Below are 21623 nucleotides of genomic sequence, written 5' to 3'. Positions count from 1 at the left end.
GTGCGACGACCTGGAGGATCACCGATGGATGGCACGCCGGAGGCCGGAGAGGCCCGTGTACGGCTGCCGCAGTTGAGGCTGGACGAACTCCTGGAGGAGCTGCAGGCCCGGCTGGACGCGGCCCGCGGCACGCGCGACCGGGTGCACAGCCTGCTGGAAGCCGTGCTGTCGGTCGGCCGGGAACTGGAACTGGAGCAGGCGCTCCACAGCATCGTGGAAGCCGCGGCGGTCCTGGTCGACGCCGAGTACGCGGCCCTCGGCGTGATCGGTCCGGACGGCAAGGGCCTGTCGGCCTTCCACACCGTCGGTGTCGGACCCGACCGGATCGCCCGCATCGGCCCGTTCCCGGAGGGGCACGGCATCCTGGGCGAGCTGATCAGCCACCCCGAGCCGCTGCGCCTGACGAAGCTCTCCGACCATCCCTCCTCCTACGGCTTCCCGGCGAACCACCCGCCGATGAATTCGTTCCTCGGTGTCCCGATCCGGGTGCGTGGCGAGATCTACGGAAATCTGTACCTGACCGAGAAGCGGGACGGGCTGCAGTTCGACGCGGACGACGAGTCGGTTCTCTCCACCCTGGCCGTCGCGGCCGGCGTGGCCATCGACAACGCCCGCCTCTACGAGGACTCCCGGCTGAGGGAGCGCTGGCTGCAGGCGAGCGCGGAGGTCACCCACAGCCTCATGTCCGGGAGCGGGCGCACCGAGGCCCTCGACCTGATCGCCGAGAGGGCCCGGGAGATCACGGGAGCGGCTCTGGCGGCCGTCGCGCTGCCCATGCCGGACACCGGAATGCTCTCCGTGGAGATCGCCGTCGGGGTGGACGCGGACGTGCACCGGGGGCTGGTGCTGTCCATGGAGGACACCCTGATGGGGCTGGCGTTCTCCGCGGCGGCCCCTGTCACCACCGCTGATGTCGCCAAGGACGAAAGGATCTCTCCCGAGCCCCCGCGCTTCCAGGGGCTCAGCCCCGCGATGGCCGTCCCCATCGGAACGGGCGAGGACGATGTGCGAGGGGTGATCCTGCTGGCGCGGGAGGCCGGCCGGCCGAGTTTCTCGGAGAAGGAGTGCGAGACGCTGCGGGGCTTCGCGGCGCAGGCGGCGGTCGCCATGGAACTGACGGAGCGCCGGCAGGACGCGGAGAAGATCGCGGTGCTCCAGGACCGCGACCGGATCGCCCGGGACCTGCACGATCTGGCGATCCAGCGGCTGTTCGCGACCGGCATGACCCTCCAGAGCGCGGGCCGCTTCATCCAGCACGAGGAGGCGTCGGAGCGCGTGGCGCGAGCGGTGGACGATCTCGACGAGACCATAAAGATCATCAGGTCCACGATCTTCGGCCTGCGCTCGCGCGACGCGGCCACCGGATCCGGCCTGCGGGCGCGGACCGTGCGCGTGGTCGGTGACGCCGCTCCGATCCTGGGCTTCACGCCCAGCCTGCGGATGGAGGGCCTGCTGGACACCCAGGTCCCGAAGGGGACCGGCGACCACGTCGTGGCGGTCCTCTCCGAGGCCCTGACCAACATCGCACGGCACGCGCGAGCCGGCCGGGCCGAGGTCGTCCTGGAGACCGACGGGCGGGAACTGCTGCTGACCGTGTCCGACAACGGCGTGGGCATCCCGGCCGGTGGCCGCCGCAGCGGCCTGCGCAACCTGGAGGAACGAGCCGAGCAGCTGAGCGGCTCGCTGCGGACGGACAGCCCGGCGGACGGCGGCACGACATTGGTGTGGCGGGTCCCGCTGGAGGAGCGCTAGACCGGAACACGGCGGCTCCTCGCGCACGACCGCCTCACCACGGCGGCCTGCGCCGGCACACTCGGGTTCCCCGACGCGTCCAACTTCTCGGTGCTCTTCCGGAAGGCGACCGGGATGCGCCCGGGCGCATGGCGGGCGACGCCGGCCGTCGAGTGAATACCTGTGCCGGAACCGAGTATCCGTCCTCCTGGGCGCCGGACAGCCTCGCGGACGACCACCGGATGACGGCAGTGGTGCCGGCGCGGACGCGTGCCCGGGGCTTCGGTGAGGTGCGGCACCACGAGACCCGGTTCGGGTGGGGCCCCGGGGCGCCCGGGGTGCGGTGACGGCGGGAGTGATGCTGGTTGTGCCGTCCCTGCGGTCGGGGTCTGTCGTGTTGCGGGTCCGAGCGGTGGCAGGAACGGTGGTCGTGTGACGTTCACGATCAGGGACCAGCCGACTCTGGGTGTGGAGGAGGAGTACTTCCTGACCGCGGCCGGCTCCCGTGCGGTGGCCGACGGTGCCTCGCGTATTGCGCCGGGTGCCACGGCGGCGCTGGGGGAGCGCTTCTCCTGCGAGCTCATGGAGTGCCAGGTCGAGGCGAAGACGCCGCCGTGTTCCACGCTGCGGCAGGCCCACGGTCATCTGACCGCGATGCGGGAGGCGGTCGCACGGGCGGCCGGTGCGCAGGGGCTGCGGATTCACGCGTCAGGCACTCCGGTGCTGGGTTCGCTGGGCTCCGCGCGGCTCCGGGACGATCCCCGCTACCTGGCCGCCCACGCCACCTTCCGGGCCAGGACGGAGGCGGCTGTCATCTCCGCGAGCCACGTCCACGTGCAGGTGCCCGGGCGTGAGGAGGCGGTGCTGGTGGGCAACCACCTGCGTCCGTGGCTGCCCGCTCTGGTCGCGCTGTCGGCCAACTCCCCGTTCTGGGCGGAGCGTGACACCGGTTACGCCAGTTGGCGGACCATGGCGGCGCACGCCCTGCCCGTTTTCGGGCCGCCACCGTACTTCACCTCCCTGGACCACTATCACCAGGTGGTCGCCGGCCTGCGCGAGGCTGAAGCAGTGGTCGACGAGGGCATGCTCTTCTGGGACGTGCGGCCGTGCAGCCACCTGCCGACCGTGGAGATCAGGGTGATGGACGCGGTCGCGGACGCCGAGGTGCTGGCCGTGCTCGCGGTCCTGGTCCGGGCCCTGGTGGTGACCGCCCTGGCACAGGTGAACCGGGGCGACGCGGGACCACAGCTGCCCGAGCCGGTACTGGCCACCGCGTACTGGAGGGCGGCGCGTGACGGACTGGGGGGCCACGGCGTCGAGGTGCACAGCGGGCGGCTGCTTTTGGCGCACCGCCTCGTCGCGGAGCTCGTACGCGCTGTCAGGCCGGTGCTGAGGGAGTACGGCGAGTTCGAACAGGTATGCCAAGTGCTGAGGCGCTGGTGCCGACAGGGCGGCGGAGCGGGCCTCCAGCGCGCGGCATACGGCCGCCGCGGGGACCTGCGGGACGTCGTCGACATCCTGTGCGCCTGCACCACCGGGGCGGCGACGGACACTGCGGGGCCGGCCGACGGTCGAGACCGGGACCGCGCGGCACGGCGGCCTGCCGTCACCCCCACCGGGCCCCGGTGACAGCCGGCCCCTGCCTTCCACACTCGCGACCGGGGCGGCTTGCGCAAGGTCACCTGTTCGGACCACGCGAGGCGCGAGGCGCAGACACCACCGCGACGATGAAGGTGTCCCGCCCGGGCCGGCCTTTCCGGCCGTCGAAAGAGGGCTTCCCCATGGAGCAGAACTCCGGCTACCCCGACATCGGCCTCGCGGACGGCAGGGTCTTCGTGAGCTTTCCCCCCGGCCATCCGGGGCACCGTGACCTCGCCTACCACCGGCGCCGTGTCACGATCGCCGAGGCCGCCTTCGCGGCGGGCCCCGCCGCGCCCGCCGCGGACATCACGTACACCGACGAGGAACACGACGTGTGGCGCACGGTCGGCGCGGCCCTGGCGGACCCCCACGCGAAACATGCCTGCCGGGAGTTCCTCGAAGGCGCCGACCGGCTGCGTCTGCCCGCCGACCGGCTGCCGCAGCTCCGCGAGGTCTCCGACACGATCGAGCAGCTCACCGGGATGCGGTTCAGCCCCGCCCCCGGCATGCTCGCGCCGCGCGACTTCTACAGCTCTCTCGCGGAGCGCCGTTTCCAGGCCACCCAGTACATTCGGCACCCCTCGCTGCCGCACTTCTCCCCCGAACCCGACCTGATTCACGAGGTCATCGGGCACGGCACCGCCCTGGCACATGAGCGATGGGCCGACGTCTACGAGCTGTTCGGCCACGCCGTGCGCCGCCTGAAAAGCCACGATGCCCTCAGCGACGTATCGAAGGTGTTCTGGTTCACCATGGAGGCCGGACTCGTCACAGAAGACGATGAAGTCAAGGCGTGCGGCGCCACCCTGCTCTCCTCCTGCGGGGAACTGGACAACATCGCCCGAGCCGACATCCGCCCCCTGGACATCACGGCCATGCAGCGACAGCGGTACACCGTCACCGGCTACCAGCCCGTCCTCTTCTGCGCCGATTCCTTCGACCACCTCGAGGGCACCCTCCGGGCCTACCTGACGGGCGCGCAGGACAAGCGGTGACGCATCATGGCCGGCCGAGGTGCCGTACGCGGGCCTGGAGGGCGCGGCGGGAATCCGTCCGCAGCGGTCCGTGCTGCGTCCGGGGACCGTCGCGGTACGCGTCACCGTATGACGCCCGTCCGTCACGCATAGGTAATCGGCTGGTGGCTTGCAGCCTTTGACGCTCTGCCCCGCCGAGCGCCGGGAGCGGCTGGCGGTGGGGGTGGCGATACACAGCCGTCCGCCGGCGTTCGTCAGCGTCTTGCAGGTGTTGGCGAAGAGGCTGACGCCGCTGGAGTCCATGAAGGTGACCACGCTGAGGTCGACGACGATGCGCAGCGGCTGAGACCGTCTTCGGTGTGCAGGGCGGCTTCGCGCCGCTGCACGGCGGCGATTTGGGCGTCGACGCGCCGCACCCACAGGGCGTGCCAGGTCCTCAACGTGGTCAGTCGTGCCAGATGTTGTCAGGTAGGTCGTCGAACATACGCGTCCTCCTGCGGTCGGGCAGCCGGATCACGTTGCCGTGACCTGGCTCCCTCGGAACCGGACGTGCACCTTTCAGCGCATCCGGCTCAAGCGAGCCCCGATGGCTTCGCAGGTCAGGCGACGCCACCGGGAGCCGTTCGACGACGGTGACCTGCGAGGAGACCGGAGAGGCGTTGCAGGGTGCGGCCGGACAGATCGATACCGCACGGGTGGACAAGCACGCGAAAGCTCCTGGCGGACTGGTGATCCTGGTCGTGAACCCGCTTTACCAGGAGCTTTTTCATGCCCACCGCCGGGGCGCCCGTCCAATCACCCGTCAGGGTGGAGACGCCTCACGCCCTGTCATCAGGCAGCCGGAGCTCCATGCTGCCGACACCCACCCGCTGCTACCAGCATGCCCACTCACAACACGCGTTGAACTCCCTCTGATAGCAAGGGAGTTCAGCGCCACACCTGTCTCCTCGGTTACGAATCCATGACATTGGGACGTACAACTGGGATCGCCCGGCTCGAGTCGTACCCACTGAACGCGGCCTTCCGCGTACAGAACCGACCGACTCGAAAGGCTCACGTATGTCCCGAGCACACCGCTGGACCCGTACGCGTCTCACCGCCCCCCTGGCAGCCGCGGTGCTGCTCGCCGGAGGATTCGGCGCCATGGCCCTCACCGGGAGCCCGGCGCTGGCGGCCACCGGGTCCGCGGGCGCGCAGGACGACTTCAACGGCGACGGGTACGCCGACCTGGTCGTGTCCGCCCCGGACGCCACGATCTCCAGCAAGGCCAAGGCGGGCTACGTGGCCGTCACGTACGGCTCCGCCCATGGGGTCTCCACGGCCAACAAGAAGCTCATCAGCCGCTCCACCAGCGGCGTTCCCGGCTCCGCCACCGCGAACCAGCGCTTCGGGACCAACTTCACCAAGGGCGACCTGGACGGCGACGGCTTCAGCGACCTGGTGATCTCGGGCGGCAGTCCCGGCTCCGTCATCCTCTGGGGCTCCGCCTCCGGACTCACCGGCGGCACGGCCGTACCCGGGTACGGGCAGTCCCCCACGACCGGCGACTTCGACGGCGACGGCAAGACGGACCTCGCCCTGTTCTCCTACTTGTCCGGCGCGGGCGACGACCCGGCGAGCGGCGACGCCACCGTGTGGAAGGGCCCGGTCACCCGTGCCGGACAGCCCGCCGCCACCCTGCCGCTGCTGGACAAGGCCGACTGGTGGGGCTACGACACCCCCGACGCGTCCTGCGCCACCAACGGCGGCTGCCAGGAGGACGGCGACTCGATCAGCGGGCCCATCCGCTCCACCCGGACCGGCGACGTCAACGGCGACGGCAAGGACGACATCGTCGCCTGGAAGTACGCGGGCGACGGCCAGTGGGGTAACCATCTGCTCCTCGGCGGCGGCAGCACGGGCTTCACCACCGGCTGGGTCCCCTCGGATGGCACGGCGACCGGCACGGGCACCGGCATCGGGGACGTGAACAACGACGGGTTCGACGACGTCGTGGTGGGCAACTACTGGAACGGCGGCAAGGTCCAGATCGCGTTCGGGTCGGCCTCCGGCCTGTCCGAGGAGCGCGTACAGACCTTCGACCAGGATCTGCCCGGCTTCCCCGGCGTGGAGGAGGAGGGCGACGGGATCGGCTCCACGGTCTCGGTGGCGGACGTCAACGGTGACGGCTTCGGCGACATCGCGCTCGGCATCCCGGGCGAGGACATCGGCGACATCACCGACGCCGGGTCCGTCGCCCTGGTCCCCGGCAGCGCCTCCGGTGTCACGGGCGCCGGTACGCAGACCTTCCACCAGGACACCGCCGGGATACCCGGAGTCGCCGAGAACGACGACCAGTTCGGCGCGAGCAGCGCGCTGCTGGACTTCGACGGTGACGGCCACGCCGACCTCGCGGCCGGTTCCCTGGCCGAGAACAGCTGGAACGGCGCGGTCTGGGTGCTGCGCGGCACGGCGACCGGTCTCACGGCCACGTCGTCCCTCGCGTTCGGCGCCGGCGACCTCTCGGCGCCCGCCACGGGCGCCCGCTTCGGCGCGCTCCTGCGCTGAGCGAGCCGATCGGGCAACGGGGGTTCGGTGGGGCGGCCTGGTGCCGCCCCACCGTCATGTCCGGCCGGGACGAGCCGGCTTCGGCCGAGGTGCGCGGGCCGCCTCACCGCCTCGGTCCAGGTGCGTCGGCGCGCACATCCGCAGCACCGCAGGCAGCACGACCACCGAAGGGCCGGCGGACGCGGCCGTTGATCTGGTCGATGCGTTCGGGGATCACGGCCCGGATGCCTCGTCTGCGGAGGCAGCTGCGGATCTTCCGGGACGAGTAGCCCTTGTCCGCGGCCACCTGGGCGGGGCGGGTGCGGGGCCGGCCGGGTCCGCATCGCTGGATGCGGATACGGATGCGCCGCCCACCAGGGCGGGTGTCCTGGCAGAGTGCGCAGCGGCCGGCCCGCGCTGCGCAGCCCGCACCTGCATGCCACGCACCGATTGCGCGGTCTGTACGGCCTGCGCACCGTTCGGTGGTCCGAGGGGGGACAGCCGTGCGTTTCATCGGCGGGAGCGCACGGCTTGCCGAACGTATGGCCTCTGCCGCGTCTGCTGCACCCGACGCCTGTGCCGGGTGTGCTTCGCGACCGGAGTCTTCCGGCTCTCACCACCCCGGGCGCTTCCTTGCCGTGAAGTGCCCGCGACGGGCTGCCGAGGCGAGGTGGGGTCAGCTGTGGAGGGCCTGTTCGAGGGTGGGGTGGCAGTTGATGAGGTCGTCCAGGGCGACGATGTGCAGGACGCGCAGGATCGCTTCCTGGGCTCCGGCGATACGTATCCATCCTTGTGCGCGGTGGGCGGCCTGGTAGGCGGCGACGAGGATGTTGACGCCGCTGGAGTCCATGAAGGTCACCGCGCTGAAGTCCAGGACCGTCCGGGAGGGCGCCGCACCGTCGCGGGGCAGGAGGGTCTGGGCGAGGTGGTCCTTGGTGGTGTGGTCGATCTCGCCGCGCAGGACGAGGACGCGGATGCCGTCGAGGGTGACGTCATCGACCGACAGCCGACTCGAGGGGGCCATTCCGTTGGTGTCTGTCACCGTCTCCCTGACTGCGCTCTCGACCAAAAAGGCGGATGTGGGGCTCCGCCACGATATGCGCTGCGATCCTGCCCGCCGCCACCGCCTACAACCATTCGCCTGTACCGGGCGTCCCAGCAGACATGTGAGCAACCGCAAGGGGTATCCGTACAGTCCGGATACGGGGGGATACAAGGTGGAGCTGATGGAATCGGTCCCCGGCGTCGAGGACCACGCACGGCCCGGTGACCGGCCGATCCGGGAGACACTCGCCCTCAACGGCGAGGGGTCCGTCATCGCTGAAGCGCGCCACCGCGCCGCCGCCTTCCTCACCCGGGCCCAGACCGAGCACGGCGTGCAGGTGTCCGCGCGTGCACTGGACGTGACCCAGTTGGTGGTGAGCGAGCTGGTCACCAACGTCCACAAGTACGCGCCCGGCCCGGCCCTGATGGAGCTGCGCATCACCGACAGCCTGGTGGAGGTGAGCGTGTGGGACAGCGATCCGGCCCGGCCCACGGCCCGGACGACGGACGCGGGCCGGATCGGCCAGCACGGCCTGGAAATCGTCAAAGCGGTCAGCGAATCGCTCGAGATCGTGCAGGAGCCGGTCGGTAAACGGGTCACCGCTCGTATCATCCTGTCCGATCCGCCCGGCGAGCTCTCCTCACGCACCCCGGCTTGAGAAGGCGTCGCGGTCTGCTGCCCGGGGATGCGGGTGCGGGGCGGAATGGTGCGGGGCCCACGGGGGTCAGGTGGTGCTGCGGTCTCCGTGGGCGTTGCAGGGGAGGTCGGAGGCGGGGTGGTCGGCCGTGAAGTCGCGCATCGCCTGGCGTTCGGTTTCGGTGATCGCGGTGACCCCCACGCCCACTTACCTGGAAGAAGAAGGAGAAAGGCAGGAGAAGAAGCGGGGCCGGGTGCGAGGTGCGCCGCGGGGGATCGGGGCGCCGGCAAGTTGTCCGCGCGCGTCGGCCGGGCCGCGCGCGAGTGGATCCCTGGCCGGGCCTGGCGCCCGGCAGGAGCGGTAGCTGGCGGGTGGGATCGATGGCCAGGACCACTCATAGGCCGCCACGCGAGCGCCTGACGGCCCCTCGCGGATGATGGCCCCGGCGGGGCGGTGTCGCAGGGCGGTGTCACAGGGCGGTGGGTGTCGGGGTCTTCTAGCGCAGGGCTGAGATGCCGGTGAGGAAGATGTCCACCCCGACGCGGAACTGCTCGCGATCGTCGTGCTCGCCCAACCGAGTCGCCGCCGCGTGCACGAACGGGTATCGGCCCGGGTCGATCTGCGTCCATCGCGTGGCGGCATTCTCCAGGAAGGTCTCTCGGTCCGTGTCGCTGCCCGCGCGGAGCCGTGCGTTCGCAGCGTTCTGCGCGGCGACACCGAGGACGTAGTTCACGAGCGCGCCGGCCGCATCGAAGCGCGTCTTTTCCGGAACACCGAGGGCGTCCAGCAGGCGGCCGACACCCTCGTAGAAGTCCAGCAGCGCGGGCCGCCACGGCTGGCGGGAGAATTCCGCCCCGACCCAGGGGTGCGCGTCGATCGCGTCGAACAGGCCGAGGGCGAGGCGGCGCAGAGCAGCGCGCGGATCAGCGTCGGCGACCGCGCCCGACACCACGCCGGCAATGACCTCGTCAGCGGCCGTCGCGAGCAGATCACCCTTGTCCGCGACGTGGTGGTAGATCGCCCCGTAGCCGGTGCTCAGGCGCACGGTGAGTGCGCGCAGCGTCAGCGCCTTCTCGCCGCCGCTGTCCAGCATCTCGATCGCGGTCTGGATGATCAGTTCCCTCGACAGGCTGTCCGTCCGCCTCGGGGAGCGCGCGGATCCCTTCGCCGTTCTCTTCACCATGACCTCAGCATCGCATGAATGGAGCGTCGATCCAAGCCGTGTTAGCGTGATTGGAGTGGCGATCCAAAGAGGGCGTCACGGCACCCCCCCCCAGGATCCAGGAGGACACCATGACGACGCCTGTCATGATCATCGGAGCAGGTCTGGGCGGCCTGACGCTGGCCCGTGTACTGCATGTGCACGGCATCCCGGCCACGGTCTACGAGGCCGAGCCCGCCCCGGACTCCCGCCGCCAGGGCGGCCTGCTCGACATCCACCCCCACAACGGGCAGGCCGCTCTGGAGGCGGCCGGACTGATCGAGGAATTCCGCAAGCTGATCCTCCCGGGCCGCGAGGCGTACCGGATCATGGACCGGGCGGGGAACGTACTGCTCGACCTGCCCGACGTCGGAACCGGCGAACGCCCGGAGATACCGCGCGGCGTACTGCGGCAGATGCTGCTCGACTCGCTGCCCGCCGGGACCGTCCGCTGGGGCCACAAGGTCACCTCCGTCAAGGCACTCGGCGACGGCCGCCACCGGGTGAACTTTGCCGACAGCACCACCGTGGTCGCGGACCTGCTCATCGGCGCCGACGGCGCCTGGTCGCGCGTGCGACCGCTGCTGTCGAAAGCCACTCCGGAGTACTTCGGCGTCTGCAGCGTGGAGACGTTCCTCTTCGACGCGGAAACCCGCCACCCTGCCTCCTCGAAGGCGGTCGGAGCCGGCTCGCTGTTCGCGCTCGCACCGGGCAGGGGACTGCTGGCCCACCGTGAGGGCGGCGGAACCCTGCACACCTACGCGCAGCTGAAGAAGCCCCAGGACTGGTTCACCGACTTCGACACCACCGATGCCGCAGCCCTCACCGCACGGGTGATGAAGGAGTTCGACGGGTGGGCTCCCGCACTCACCGCCCTGATCACCGACAGCGACACCCCGCCGGCCCTGCGCCCCGTCTTCACGCTGCCGGCGGGGCACCGCTGGGACCGTGTACCTGGGGTGACCCTGCTCGGCGATGCCGCTCACCTGCGGGCACCGAACGGCGAAGGCGCCAACCTGGCCATGCTGGACGGCGCCGAACTCGGCCGGGCCCTCGCTGCGCACCCCGGAGATACGGAGACCGCACTCACCACGCACGAACACGCCATGTTCACCCGCGCCGCCGCCGTGGAAGCGGACGACGACGGCATCTACACGACCATGATCGACGACCACGCGCCCCACAGCCTGCTCGCCCTGATGACCGGTGCCGGACCAGCCGTGTGATCCGCAGCCGCGCGTACAGCACCAGGCGGCCCGATGCCGTGTCCCACACGGTGCTCCGAAGCGCGGGTCACCGGCACCGGCACCGGCTCAGTTCTCGTCGCCGCCGTCGTCAACGCGACGTTCTCCGGGGTGGTGAACAGGTCGGTGATCGTCCGGGAACCGCGGGCGCCGGGGACGGAGGTTATCCCGGGACGTCCTGTGGGCACTCGTGACCGCCGAGGGGGCAGCCGGTGAGAGGGGCCTGCCATGCGGATGTCGTCCCGGGACGTTACGGTCGTCGCTCTGCTGGCGGATCCGGACGCCCCCACGGAGATCGCCCAGCGCATGGCCCGGACCCTTCCTGATCGGCTCGCGGGCCGGTGGGGCCAGGGGCGACGGTTCGACGTCGAGGTGATCAGTGAGCCCTTCACCTCAGGGACCGAGGACCCGCCGACCCTGGTGCGCCGGATCACGGAGCGTGCGAGCAGGGAGAACTGGGACATCGTGGTGGCCCTCACGGACCTCCCGCTGCACGCGCACGGGCGCAAGCTCGTGGTGGATCTGAGCCACGCACACGCTCTGGCGCTGCTGTCTCTTCCCGCGCTGGGAGGTCTGCGGCTGCAGAGGAGGGCCGAGCGGGCCGTGGAGGAGGCCGTGCTCAGCCTGGCGCGCCCGCAGCCCGCCGCGGCTGAGGAATCGTCAGCGAGCCGGCCGTCGCCGGGTCGCTTCGCCGGGCCTTTCGCGCCTGTCCGCGCGGAACCGGTCGGTGAGCAGGAGAGCACCGATCTGCGGTACGTCGTCAGCGGGCCGCGCGGTTACCTCAGAGTGCTCTTCGGCATGGTCCGCGCCAACCGGCCGTGGCGCCTGGTGCCGGGCTTGTCGAAAGCCCTGGCGGCCGCACTCGCCACGGGAGCGATCGCCACCGTGAACTCCACCATCTGGACCCTGGCCGCGTCCCTGAGCACGCCACGCCTGGTGATCGCCATGGTCGGGTCCGTCGCGCTCATGATCGGCTGGCTGATCGTGGACGCGCACCTGTGGCATCGAACGGATGAGGTTTCGCCGCAGGCGAGGAGGAGAACGGTCCTCTACAACGCCTCGACGGTCGTGACCGTGGGTATCGGGGTGCTCGTCTGCTACGCGGGGCTGCTGGTCATCAACCTGGTGTGGGCGCTGTTCGTCCTCAACGAGAGGGTGTTCGCCTTCCTCACACGAACCCCGCTGCACGCCGGGCAGTACTGGACGCTGGCATGGTTCGTCGCTTCGGTCGCCACGGTGGGCGGCGCGCTGGGATCGGGCTTGGAGAGCGACGAGGCGATCCGGGCGGCCGCCTACTCCAAGCGCGAACAGGAACGTCGCGACAAACTCCACGACGACCAGGGCAACCACGAAGACCACGGCGGCTAGGCCGTGTCTGATGGATCTTTCCCGGCTCTTGATGGATCAGTGATTCGTGTACTCCGGGGTTGCGGCAGGGGGCCGGTCGTGTCGTCTGAAGAGGCGGTCATGATGGTGCTGAGTAACAGCAACTCCGACGAAGGCGGCATGACATGGCCTATGGCTACATCGGTTCGATGAAGACTCAGCCCGGCAAGCGCGACGACGTGGTTGCGATCCTGCTCTCCGGAGCCGATAGTCTCCGCGAGCTCGGCTGCAGAAGCTACGTGGTGGGTCTGGCCGACGATGACCCGGACACGATCGTGGTCACGGAGGTCTGGGATTCGAAGGACCACCACGACGCATCCCTGCGGTTGCCCGAGACCAAGGAAGCGATCGCTGCTGCCATGCCCCTGCTCACCGGCGAGTTCACCAGTCGCGAACTGGTCATCGCCGGCGGCCTCGGCGCTGGTGACTGATGCATCAGGGTTTGAGCCGGAGGAAGACGGCTGCGACGTGGAGTGCGGCCTGACAGTTCGTGGCGAGTTTGTCGGTGCGCATGGCAATGCCGCGCCATTGTTTGAGCCGGTCGATGCAGCGTTCGACAGGGTTGCGGAGGCGGTAAGCATCACGGTCGAGCGCGATCGGGCGGCCGTCGCACGGGCCGTGGCGCTTCCGGTTGGCCTGCTGGTCGGCAGGTTCGGAAATGACCGCGCGGATTCCGCGTCTGCGCAGGTGGGCGCGGATCGCCCGAGATGAGTAGGCGCGGTCGGCGAGCACGATGTCGGGACAGACACGAGGTCGACCGACCGGGCGCGGGACACGGATAGCGGCCATGGCATGCTCAAACTGCGCCGCGTCACCTGTTTGTCCAGCGGCGATCACAAAGGCGATCGGGCGGCACCGGCGCCGTGCTGGTGGGCGCGGACGACCGTGGAATCGACGCCAACAAGCCAGTCCAGATCGCCGTCCACGTCCGTGTGGGCATGCAAAGCGACGAGGACGCGGTGCCAGGTGCCATCGCGGGCCCCACAGGTGAACCGGTCAAACACCGTCTGCCAGGGAGGGCACTCGCCCGGCACGTCACGCCGGGCGAGGTTGTTGCGGTACTTGAACGCCACCGCGTCGATCACTCGCCGGTGATCCGTCCACCGTCCGCTCCGACGAGGTGTCCGGTCCGGTAGTAGCGGCTCGATCAGCCTCCGAGGGACATCACTCGGGCCCGCACGAACACCCACAGCGCGCAAAAACGACCATCTGATCCATCAGGCACAGCCCAGGGGCCTCCGCAACGGCGGGACCCCTGCCTCAGCTTCAGCCGGTGCGGCCAGTTCGTTGCGCGCGGACAACGAACTCGTCTCCCATGGGGCGGGGGAGTGCCCCTATGTCTTTCGTCAAGAGAAACGGGGGTGCGTTGGGTCGCTGAGGCGGGCAGCATGGCGGGGTGGCTGATCTGCGGTGGGATGACGTGAGTTCCTTCTTCGACCCGGACTTGATGGGGTCGCTGCCGGACGTGCGTGTCGCGAATGCCTTGGTGGAGGACTGGCAGGCGGTCCTCGATCTGGTCGCGGAGAAGGGCTGGAAGTACCAGTACTCCCAGGGAGATGGGGTGCTTCCGGTGCCACGGGCGGAGGCTACGCTGTCCCGCTCGGCGGATGCCGAGTGTCCGGACCTGCGGGTCTGGCCGACGGCCGATGTGTTGGCTATCTTCCGCTTCTACTCAGTGGAGGAGATCGACTTCGATGTTGATCTGCGGGAACTCCAGGGCCAGGAGCGACTCGACCTGTTCTGTGGCTTCCTCACCGTGATCGGGCGGCGGTTGGGCAAGCCGGTGGTGATGTATTGCGAGGGCGGCCCTCCCAGCCATCCGGTACTCGGGTTCGATGTTGAGAGCGATCAGGTGGTTCTGTTGGCGAAACCACTGGTCAGCTGACCGCTGTGGGTGGCCGCCGTTCGTAGAAGGTGCCGTCGCGGAGCATCGCGAAGAGGACGTCGGCCCGGCGTCTGGCGAGGCAGAGCAGGGCCTGCGTGTGGTGCTTGCCCTGAGCGATCTTCTTGTCGTAGTAGACCCGGGAGGCAGGGTCGCCAAGTGCAGCGAACGCGGAGAGGAAGAAGGCCCGCTTGAGCTGCTTGCTGCCTGCGTCACGGAGCTTCAGTTCCTTGTGCAGCTCGGCAACTCGGCAGCTCAGCAGGCAGCTTGGCTACGCCTTTTCCCGATCGATCGGGTCGTATGGCGCGGTCGTGGCGCTACCTTATTCACCTTTGAGGTCGCGGAGACCCCATCGGGTGAGCGTTTCACCTTGCTTGTCGTCCGCGGACAACAAACTTCCCCTGCTTGAGGGAGACCAGGGCACTGCCGCCGGTGTCCCATCTCATCCGAGTGAGTCGTTGTCTCCACGACCTGCGTCGTCCGGGCTCCGCCGTAGCGAACTTGGCCGGACAGCGGGAGTACGCAGTTGCCGGTGGTCTACTGCTGTCCATGTCGCTGCTGCTGCTGGACCTCGACAACACTCTGATCGATCGCGATGCGGCCTTTCGTGCTGCTGTCGCTGGCTTCCTTGCCGAGCACGGTCTGCCCGTATCCGACCTCACGTGGGTTGTAGCTGTCGACGCCAGTGGCTATACCCCACGTCACGAGGTCGCCGCCGCTCTGACCGATCGATACAGCAACCTGGTGCCGGCTGCCGCCATCCGTGTCCTTCTCGACACCGGCGCCGCTGACCGCGTCGTTCTGGCACGCGCGTCCCGCGAGGCTTTGATCCGCGCATGGGTTGCGGGATGGACCTGCGTGATCGTCACCAACGGCCGCACCGTCCAGCAGGAAGCGAAGATCCGGAACACCGGACTCGACCAGCTCGTCCGAGGCTGGGTCATCTCCGAAGAAGTCGGCCACACGAAGCCGCAACCGCAGATCTTCCAGGCAGCAGCGGCAACCGTCGGCCTCCCCTTGCCCGGAGCATGGGTTATCGGCGATTCCCCGCACGCCGACATCGCAGGCGCCCACATGCTCGGTCTTCGAAACGTGTGGGTGACAAACGGCCGGCCCTGGCCCCGCAACTCCTACCAGCCCACCTATGTCGCTCATGATGTCGCCTCCGCGATCAACCATGTCATCGACGCATCGGCATAAGGCATCGTCACTCCTGAGACCTGCCGTTTCGTCTCACCGCAACCAGTCTGCGCGCCCCTCCCAAGCGGATCCACACTGCATAGCGGGACCAGGACGGCTCTCTGTCGTTGAGACAGGGCAACCAGCCGTCGCATCGCACGGCTTGCCGCGCGCCTGGCGCATGCGCTCTTCCTTCGTCCTGCCCTCGAGTTCTACGCTCACGGAGTGGGTCCCGTGTCGGGAGCCCAACCGCTGGTATCACCGGGGAACACCATGGACGTGCCGATGCTCATCCTGCTCGGAGCGGTAGGAGGCGCTTTACGCGGCCTCCTTGAGGCCTATATCCGGTTCCGCGAGTGGCGAGCCGACCGTCAAAGCCACCGGCGCCTCCCCGCCGGGCATGACGAGGAACCACCCCATTTCGCACAGTACTTCGACTCCCTCGCCGACCCGGTTGCCGTTGTCGTGCACAGCGCGATGGGAGCCGGCGCCGCGGTACTCTTCGGCACCACGGGACAAATCAGCGGCGCATACGCGGCCATCGTCGTAGGCCTCTCAGCACCAGTGATTCTGACGCAACTCGGCCGCATCCAAGCGGTCGGTGATGCCGTCACCGTCACGCCCTCACCGCCTGCGAGCGCTGACGAAGCCGCGGCCGAAGTTCCCTCGCCCTCGACACCCGTAACTTCATGGCTGCCAGCACCGCTGGACGTCACCACCGCGCCCCAGTCCGCACCGGCCGTCGCGGCCGACCCCACACCACTGAGACTGCCCACCGCCTCACCCGCTGTCGACAACGGCCACCCCAGTGCGCTGAGCAGCAGCTCGCGAGATATGGCAGCTTCCGATCCGCAGCCGAACGGTCATCCGGCATCCCGCTCGACCCAGCGGGGTATCGATGGCGCTCAGGAAACGCCGCGTCTTCCTCGCAATCCGACCGTCAGCGAGGAAGGCACAGCACTATGACGCAGCCCTCCACCCTGCGGCGCATCATCACAGCCGTTGTCGGCGGCGACCCCAGCAGGAACCGGCGCCCCGTCATCGCGCAGCAGCGCCAATTGCCCCTCGGACGCCGCCTGCTTGCCTCGCTCCTGGGTGCCCATGCTCACCCGGTACAGCCGCGTACACCCTCACGCCGTGAGGCTTCCAGGACAACCGCAGCACCCTCGAGTGGACAACAACCAGATCGCCCCGGGCCGGCGGCGCCTGCTCCCCATCAGTCGCCCCAAGCTCAGCCAATCAAGCATCTCCAGCCAAAGGAAACCAACCCCACACCGCACGGCGCGGATCAACCAAGCCCGCAACGCAACCCCGCGCCGGAGCCGAGCCCACAAGCACCCCGCGACCGCCGTATCGCGCAGCCTCTCCTGAGCGAGGACCGCCCCGCATACGAACACATCCTCGACGAAGTGCTGCGCTCCACAGCGCAGCACCCCGAACTCGCCGGACGCCGGAGCCTCACTACCGAGCAGCTGCGCACGATGGCATTGAACGCCGTCGTTCCGATCACGGCCGGTGCGGCCAGCGAATATCAGCACTATGTGGACGTCCGCGACGAACTGCGCAAGTCGCAGTCCTCCCGTCCCCCCGCCCTCATGCAGCATGACGTCGAGACCGCAGAGCGGGACGACCTTGAGGTGAAGAGTGCCTCCGCCATGGGAGAGGCCGCCGAGAGTGCCGGAGCAGGTGCCGCTGCGGTCGCTGTCGTGCTCGCCCCCGTTCTCGCCGGAACAGCCACGGCGATCTTCCTGCTCGTCGGTTACCTCCTGAGGATCCTCAACCCCGAAACGGGCATCGCACGGCCCCTCATCACCACCGGATGGCTGTTCGGCGTCATCACTGCGGTCTCGATCCTCGTTGCTGCCGTCGCACTGCTCCTCACAACCCTTCGCAACGGTTCCAACCCGCCCCAGGCAGAGGGGAGCCGCGAATACGATGAGGAGGTTGAGCAGGCTAAGGAGGCCTGGCAGGGCGCCCTTGTCGAGCACGGCATCATGCCGTTCCTTCGTGCAGCCCTGGCGGACCCTGTCACAGCCGGTTCCGGCTCAAGGCGCATCAGCCGCACTGCGCAACTCGGGTACAGCCGCCCTGGCTTCAGCAGCCCCGATGACGGCCCGGCCGCTGGTTCCCGGCCCCGCTACTCCACTCCGTCCACTCCGGAGTTCACAAGTCCTGATTTCGGAGGACCGACGGCGCCTGCCCCTTCCGTAGAGACCGAACCATCCGACTGATCTTCACAAGGTGCACCTGACGGACAGCCGCTGAGCACTGATCGGATACACATCAGAGGTCGTGCCGTCCGGTGCTGCTGTCCGCGGACAACGAACTCCCGCCCCAGCGAGAAGACCGCGCTGAATGCCTTCGGCATCACCTTCGGCAGCCGCCTCTCCGCAGCCCGTCAGTAACCCCGTCAACCCTGGTCACGCCGCTCGTTTGACGGATCTGCAGCACGTCTTGGCCGGCGCTGTAGGCCCAGCTGCCAGTCGTCCACCGGAATGCGGAGTCACCTGGCTGCCCGTCGTCCGAACGGTCATCCCGCCGACGTCCATCGCTGCGCTGCGGTGCCGTTGCAGTCGAAGATCTGCAGTTGGGTCCGGTCCGCGCTGGAACCGTTAGGTACGTCGAGGCAACGCCCGGACCGGGGGTTGACCAGCGAGGAGTTGGGTCCGGGTATCCAGCGCTGGGCACCGGATCCGTTGCACTGCCACAACTGGACCTTGGTGTGGTTGGCAGTCCCGCCGGCGCTGACGTCCAGGCAGCCGCCCAGGGCTCGCAAGGCGCCGCCGGTGTCGGGCGCATACGTCCACTTCTGCGCGCCGGTGCCGTTGCAGCCGTAGAGCTGGACAGGGGTGCCGTCGGCGGTGCCGGAGCTCGCCACGTCCATGCACTTGCCCGCGATTCCGGAGCTGACGGCCGCGGTCCGCAGTTGCCCGGACGCCGCGAGGGCGGATTCCACCAGCGTGGCGGCGGCCTTCATGCCGGCCTCGTTCGGGTGGTACTGAGCGCGGCCGGCGGCCGGCCGGTACGTCTCCACCCACGGGGCCGAGGCACAGGCGTCGTGCCCGCGGCTGGCGGCTCCCAGGTCGACGAGTGTGGCACCGGTGGTGGTCGCCGCGGTGGCGGTCGCGGAGGCGAGGCGCGTGGCGATGCTGCGTTCGAATGCCGCCTGGTCACCGGTGAGCGGCACATCGGTGCAGACGCCGGAGTCGGGCAGGATCGTGAAGTAGTTCACCAGGAAGACATGCGCTTGCGGGGATGCGTCGTGGACGGCGTTCACAACATTCTGAAGCCGTCCGGTCAGCACGTCGAAGGTCTGGTTGATCGCGTTCTGGTCCACGCTGCCGCAGTTCGTGCCGCCGCTGGTCTGGCAGGAGTAGGAGCCGAGGCTGCCGAGGTAGTTGACGTCGTTGCCGCCGATGGTGATCGTGACCACGCGGGTCGCCCCGGTCACGGACCGGACCTGCGGTGCTTGGCCGGACTGGTCGTCGGTCAGCAGGTGCGCGGTCGTCGCCCCGCTGCAGGAGACGTCCGTCAGGTTCGCGCCGATGTCGCGGGCGACGATGCTGGGGTAGTTGTTGCTTGACCGTCCGCATGCTGCTGCCCCGTTGCCGGACTGTACCGGTGTGATTCCGGGACCGGCGGCGAAGGAACTGCCCATCGCGACGTAGTCGGGACCGGCCGCCGCGGCATCCGCGCTGCGGATGGCGCCCTGCGCTTGCACGCTTGTGGCCAGCAGGGTCACCGCCACTGTTAACGCTGCCGTGATGGCGCCCATCGCCAACGGGGCTCGGGGTGAAGTCTTTCGGGTCCTTGGGTGTCGATCTGACATCGGATACCTCTATCTCCACTACGGGCGTCTGCGGTTCGCGCGGCTCCGCACCTGGTCTCTGGCAACGTTGTCGGCGGAAACTTAGCCTTCCGGGTGCGAACAGCCAAGAGCCCGGACACACTCTGCTGGAGGTGAACGGACACTGCGGCAGGCCGCCGCGGGCGAGAGCGCATTCTGGGGCCGACGCACCTGGGTCCGGCTGAGCGGCCGCCGTCCCTGGGAAGGCTTCCCGGGGGCAGACGGTCACCGTTCTGATGCAGGATGCCCGGTGTCGTGGAGCAGGGTGGAGTCGCCCATGCGCGCTACCAGCCGGTTGGCGTGGTGGCGGGAGGAGATCCGGGATGCTGCGCACGACGTCTGCCCCCCGCGCAGTCGGTCCGGGACGAACGCCAGGAGCAGGAGGCCCGCACCGGGCGCTGTCGCATTGTCGGGTGTGTGGGTTCCTGACGGCGTGTCGGGGCGTGGTGGGGCGTGGTGGGGCCGCGTTCCGTGCCGGTGCCAGGCCTCGGTGGGCCGGCGGAAGGTGGCGGTGATCCGGACCCGGATCGCGAAGCGGATGGTCATCCCGGCTCGGCGGCCGGAGGCGGTCGTCAGATGGCGCCGGGGTCGGAAATGGGGTGAGACGCCGCTGAACGCGGACAGGAACCGCTGGGCCGCGCCGATGCTGCGGAAGTTTTTCGTCGCGCGTTCACGCCGCCTTGTCGGCTGATGACTGTTCTCTGCCCGGTTGTTCAAACCCTTGTGGGCACGGTGTTCGGCCGAGGGCATGACCTCACGGTGGGCCGCGCCGCAGGAGCGCATTCGGTCGGTGCCCACCACCCGCCAGAGGTACTTCTGCGCATCATTGATCTTGATGAAGACCTCGTCCAGGTGCCACTTGTTCCCGGGCCGGGGTGGGTGTGGGTGTGCCTCGGGGCAACGGTGCCCGTGCTTCACCGGTTGCGCCTCGGCTCTTCCTGCGCGCCGCACTTGGCTCATCGGGTGATGCCGCTGTCGCGGCAGCGACGTACACGGCGGATATGCTCCCGGGCTCATGAGCGCGATACGCCCGTGGGCGCAGGCACGACTGACGGACAAGACGGTCTCTGTGATCGTCGGGGTCGGCGATCTGCTGATGTGCGGTGTGCTGCTCCTGATGTCCATCGGAGTCCTCGGCGCCGAGCCGACCACTGGCGCCGAGGAAACGGCTGCTTGGCACCGTGCCGGCGAACTGTACGTGGGATGGCTGTTGGGCGGGACGATCCTCTTTGCCGTGTCGGGTATGACGCGGTCCCTGCTCGCGCATGTGGCGATGATGCTGATGTCGCCCGTCATTGTGTTTGTGCTGATGGTTGTCCCGACCCTCCGGTGAGATGAGGGCCGGCCGGCAGCGGACGTTCGAAGGGGCGGCCCGCACGGCCAGGCTGACGGTCACCGGCCGCACCCTGCGCGCCTGGCAGGCCGGCACCCGCACGCCCTCTCGCGCAAGAACCCGGAACGCATCGAGCAGGCCTGCCGGACCGTGCGGCGCGAGAACGTCGCTCGCTACCTCCTCGCCCCCCTCAACCGCCAGGGCCGGGGCACCTGCGTGGAGATCCATCCGCTCAACAGTCCCAGGTCGACCGTCCCCGCCAGCGGACCATGGCGTCGTGCACGCTCTTCCCGCATCTCCTGCGGGCGGCCGGTGACGCCCGGCCCTGCAGCGGGTGGCGCAGCTGATCCTGGAGACGGCGATGCCACGCGGCGAGGATCCATTCGTCCAGCAGGTCCTGCAACTGCGGGAGACTCCAATACGCTCCGCCCTCGTTCCCTCGTTCCCTCGTTCCCTCGTTCCCTCGTTCCCTCCTCCACGGGGGCGGGTGGCCGGACGGCGGCGGCGTGCCGTGTGAAGTGCGCGGCGAGTGTCTTCAGCGTGCGCAGCCCCGCGCCGGGCGTCTCCGTGCGGTCGAGGAGGAGTGTCTTGGGCACGGCCGCCGGCACGGAGTGAATGGCTCCTGGATCTTCGGGCATGTGAACTGCGTTGCAGAAAAGTCGAGTTGGAGGCAGGCATGAGTGAGCGCACCTGGCGGATCATCCCGACGAGCCGGCCCCTGAGTGTTCTCTACCTCCTGGCCGGAGTCCTTCTGGCGTTCAACGCCGCGAATCAGTTGAAGAACGGCATGGCAGTGCTGCCCCTGATCTCCGGCCTCGCCGCCCTGGCGCTCGTGGCCGTGGCCGTCGTGGGCCTGACCCGCCCCGGCTCACGCGCCCGAACGCACTGATCCCGCGCCGGACCGACGGTCAGCCCGACTCCTGGAGGCCCCTCGCGCCGCACGGTGTGGGGCAACACCGCGACATGGCACGGCAGGACGACCTCAGCCGAGCCGAAC

The 21623-nt window shown here is 69.3% G+C and carries 17 protein-coding genes and 6 pseudogenes; 16 read left to right on the top strand and 7 right to left on the bottom strand.

Going from position 1 to position 21623, the window contains the following annotated elements:
- Positions 1-24 precede the first annotated feature (24 nt).
- The 5 genes and pseudogenes from QFZ75_RS08475 to QFZ75_RS08450 all read left to right on the top strand — a co-directional run bounded on the left by QFZ75_RS08475 (position 25) and on the right by QFZ75_RS08450 (position 6893).
- Positions 25-1752, top strand: a complete 1728-nt coding sequence (locus QFZ75_RS08475; protein WP_307535181.1) for a GAF domain-containing sensor histidine kinase — start codon at positions 25-27, stop codon at positions 1750-1752.
- Between the two features lie 9 nt (positions 1753-1761).
- A pseudogene (locus QFZ75_RS08470) lies at positions 1762-1908 on the top strand (helix-turn-helix domain-containing protein); the annotation flags it as partial.
- A gap of 255 nt (positions 1909-2163) precedes the next feature.
- The gene (locus QFZ75_RS08465; protein ID WP_307535180.1) at positions 2164-3360 is read left to right on the top strand and encodes a glutamate--cysteine ligase; all 1197 of its coding nucleotides are present in this window, start codon (positions 2164-2166) and stop codon (positions 3358-3360) included.
- 152 nt (positions 3361-3512) lie between these two features.
- Complete coding sequence (locus tag QFZ75_RS08460) at positions 3513-4367, top strand: phenylalanine 4-monooxygenase (RefSeq protein ID WP_307535178.1); 855 nt, start codon at positions 3513-3515, stop codon at positions 4365-4367.
- Positions 4368-5405: 1038 nt separating this feature from the next.
- Positions 5406-6893 carry an FG-GAP-like repeat-containing protein gene (locus QFZ75_RS08450; protein WP_307535174.1) on the top strand — a complete coding sequence of 496 codons (1488 nt, stop codon included), beginning with the start codon at positions 5406-5408 and terminating at the stop codon, positions 6891-6893.
- Positions 6894-7053: 160 nt separating this feature from the next.
- On the opposite strand, the pseudogene QFZ75_RS08445 reads toward QFZ75_RS08450, so the two are convergent.
- A pseudogene (locus tag QFZ75_RS08445) lies at positions 7054-7230 on the bottom strand (IS5/IS1182 family transposase); the annotation flags it as partial.
- A gap of 318 nt (positions 7231-7548) precedes the next feature.
- The gene (locus QFZ75_RS08440) at positions 7549-7914 is read right to left on the bottom strand and encodes an STAS domain-containing protein (RefSeq protein ID WP_307535172.1); all 366 of its coding nucleotides are present in this window, start codon (positions 7912-7914) and stop codon (positions 7549-7551) included.
- Between the two features lie 184 nt (positions 7915-8098).
- Between QFZ75_RS08440 and QFZ75_RS08435 the strand changes: the two genes are divergently transcribed.
- Entirely contained in the window at positions 8099-8575 is a 477-nt protein-coding gene (locus QFZ75_RS08435; RefSeq protein ID WP_307535171.1) for an ATP-binding protein, read from the top strand.
- A gap of 475 nt (positions 8576-9050) precedes the next feature.
- Here QFZ75_RS08435 and QFZ75_RS08430 read toward each other — a convergent pair whose 3' ends face one another.
- Positions 9051-9737, bottom strand: a complete 687-nt coding sequence (locus tag QFZ75_RS08430; RefSeq protein WP_307535169.1) for a TetR/AcrR family transcriptional regulator — start codon at positions 9735-9737, stop codon at positions 9051-9053.
- A gap of 110 nt (positions 9738-9847) precedes the next feature.
- Between QFZ75_RS08430 and QFZ75_RS08425 the strand changes: the two genes are divergently transcribed.
- The 3 genes from QFZ75_RS08425 to QFZ75_RS08415 all read left to right on the top strand — a co-directional run bounded on the left by QFZ75_RS08425 (position 9848) and on the right by QFZ75_RS08415 (position 12816).
- Positions 9848-10981, top strand: coding sequence for an NAD(P)/FAD-dependent oxidoreductase (locus QFZ75_RS08425; RefSeq protein ID WP_307535167.1), 1134 nt, complete (start codon positions 9848-9850; stop codon positions 10979-10981).
- A 246-nt stretch (positions 10982-11227) separates the two neighbouring features.
- Positions 11228-12367, top strand: coding sequence for a hypothetical protein (locus QFZ75_RS08420; RefSeq protein ID WP_307535165.1), 1140 nt, complete (start codon positions 11228-11230; stop codon positions 12365-12367).
- A 143-nt stretch (positions 12368-12510) separates the two neighbouring features.
- Complete coding sequence (locus QFZ75_RS08415; RefSeq protein WP_307535164.1) at positions 12511-12816, top strand: putative quinol monooxygenase; 306 nt, start codon at positions 12511-12513, stop codon at positions 12814-12816.
- Positions 12817-12820: 4 nt separating this feature from the next.
- Here QFZ75_RS08415 and QFZ75_RS08410 read toward each other — a convergent pair.
- Positions 12821-13575 (bottom strand): annotated as a pseudogene (locus tag QFZ75_RS08410) (transposase).
- A 206-nt stretch (positions 13576-13781) separates the two neighbouring features.
- Here QFZ75_RS08410 and QFZ75_RS08405 point away from each other — a divergent pair.
- Positions 13782-14270, top strand: a complete 489-nt coding sequence (locus QFZ75_RS08405) for a hypothetical protein (RefSeq protein ID WP_307535162.1) — start codon at positions 13782-13784, stop codon at positions 14268-14270.
- Here the strand turns inward: QFZ75_RS08405 and QFZ75_RS08400 are convergent.
- Positions 14263-14475, bottom strand: a pseudogene (locus tag QFZ75_RS08400) (IS110 family transposase); the annotation flags it as partial. The gene QFZ75_RS08405 and the pseudogene QFZ75_RS08400 overlap by 8 nt on opposite strands.
- A 341-nt stretch (positions 14476-14816) precedes the next feature.
- Here QFZ75_RS08400 and QFZ75_RS08395 point away from each other — a divergent pair.
- From QFZ75_RS08395 to QFZ75_RS08385, 3 genes are all read left to right on the top strand, one after another.
- Positions 14817-15467 (top strand): HAD family hydrolase, encoded by a 651-nt coding sequence (locus QFZ75_RS08395; protein ID WP_307535160.1) that lies wholly within the window; start codon positions 14817-14819, stop codon positions 15465-15467.
- A 252-nt stretch (positions 15468-15719) separates the two neighbouring features.
- Positions 15720-16412 (top strand): hypothetical protein, encoded by a 693-nt coding sequence (locus tag QFZ75_RS08390; RefSeq protein WP_307535159.1) that lies wholly within the window; start codon positions 15720-15722, stop codon positions 16410-16412.
- A gap of 443 nt (positions 16413-16855) precedes the next feature.
- Positions 16856-17677, top strand: coding sequence for a hypothetical protein (locus QFZ75_RS08385; protein ID WP_307535157.1), 822 nt, complete (start codon positions 16856-16858; stop codon positions 17675-17677).
- Between the two features lie 299 nt (positions 17678-17976).
- Here the strand turns inward: QFZ75_RS08385 and QFZ75_RS08380 are convergent, their stop codons facing one another.
- Both QFZ75_RS08380 and QFZ75_RS08375 read right to left on the bottom strand, forming a co-directional pair.
- On the bottom strand, positions 17977-19167 hold the full coding sequence (locus QFZ75_RS08380; RefSeq protein ID WP_307535156.1) for a ricin-type beta-trefoil lectin domain protein: 1191 nt from the start codon (positions 19165-19167) through the stop codon (positions 17977-17979).
- 609 nt (positions 19168-19776) lie between these two features.
- Positions 19777-20169: pseudogene (locus QFZ75_RS08375) on the bottom strand (DDE-type integrase/transposase/recombinase); the annotation flags it as partial.
- A gap of 139 nt (positions 20170-20308) precedes the next feature.
- Here QFZ75_RS08375 and QFZ75_RS08370 point away from each other — a divergent pair.
- The 3 genes and pseudogenes from QFZ75_RS08370 (at position 20309) to QFZ75_RS08360 (ending at position 21515) form a co-directional block, all read left to right on the top strand.
- On the top strand, positions 20309-20626 hold the full coding sequence (locus QFZ75_RS08370) for a hypothetical protein (protein WP_307535154.1): 318 nt from the start codon (positions 20309-20311) through the stop codon (positions 20624-20626).
- 34 nt (positions 20627-20660) lie between these two features.
- Positions 20661-20913 (top strand): annotated as a pseudogene (locus QFZ75_RS08365) (transcriptional regulator); the annotation flags it as partial.
- A gap of 389 nt (positions 20914-21302) precedes the next feature.
- Positions 21303-21515: a hypothetical protein gene (locus QFZ75_RS08360; RefSeq protein WP_307535152.1), complete on the top strand. Its 213-nt coding sequence runs from the start codon at positions 21303-21305 to the stop codon at positions 21513-21515.
- Positions 21516-21623 lie beyond the last annotated feature (108 nt).

It is taken from the genome of Streptomyces sp. V3I8, assembly GCF_030817535.1.
GTDB lineage: Bacteria > Actinomycetota > Actinomycetes > Streptomycetales > Streptomycetaceae > Streptomyces.
The sequence above is the reverse complement of the archived record's forward strand: the minus strand, read 5'-3'. Positions and strand labels throughout refer to the sequence as shown.

Coding starts and splice junctions, on each gene's coding strand:
- QFZ75_RS08450 (WP_307535174.1), top strand. CDS start 5,406: ATGTCCCGAGCACACCGCTGGACCCGTACGCGTCTCACCGCCCCCCTG.
- QFZ75_RS08475 (WP_307535181.1), top strand. CDS start 25: ATGGATGGCACGCCGGAGGCCGGAGAGGCCCGTGTACGGCTGCCGCAG.
- QFZ75_RS08430 (WP_307535169.1), bottom strand. CDS start 9,737: ATGGTGAAGAGAACGGCGAAGGGATCCGCGCGCTCCCCGAGGCGGACG.
- QFZ75_RS08460 (WP_307535178.1), top strand. CDS start 3,513: ATGGAGCAGAACTCCGGCTACCCCGACATCGGCCTCGCGGACGGCAGG.
- QFZ75_RS08360 (WP_307535152.1), top strand. CDS start 21,303: ATGAGTGAGCGCACCTGGCGGATCATCCCGACGAGCCGGCCCCTGAGT.
- QFZ75_RS08420 (WP_307535165.1), top strand. CDS start 11,228: ATGCGGATGTCGTCCCGGGACGTTACGGTCGTCGCTCTGCTGGCGGAT.
- QFZ75_RS08370 (WP_307535154.1), top strand. CDS start 20,309: ATGAGCGCGATACGCCCGTGGGCGCAGGCACGACTGACGGACAAGACG.
- QFZ75_RS08390 (WP_307535159.1), top strand. CDS start 15,720: ATGGACGTGCCGATGCTCATCCTGCTCGGAGCGGTAGGAGGCGCTTTA.
- QFZ75_RS08435 (WP_307535171.1), top strand. CDS start 8,099: ATGGAATCGGTCCCCGGCGTCGAGGACCACGCACGGCCCGGTGACCGG.
- QFZ75_RS08415 (WP_307535164.1), top strand. CDS start 12,511: ATGGCCTATGGCTACATCGGTTCGATGAAGACTCAGCCCGGCAAGCGC.
- QFZ75_RS08425 (WP_307535167.1), top strand. CDS start 9,848: ATGACGACGCCTGTCATGATCATCGGAGCAGGTCTGGGCGGCCTGACG.
- QFZ75_RS08395 (WP_307535160.1), top strand. CDS start 14,817: ATGTCGCTGCTGCTGCTGGACCTCGACAACACTCTGATCGATCGCGAT.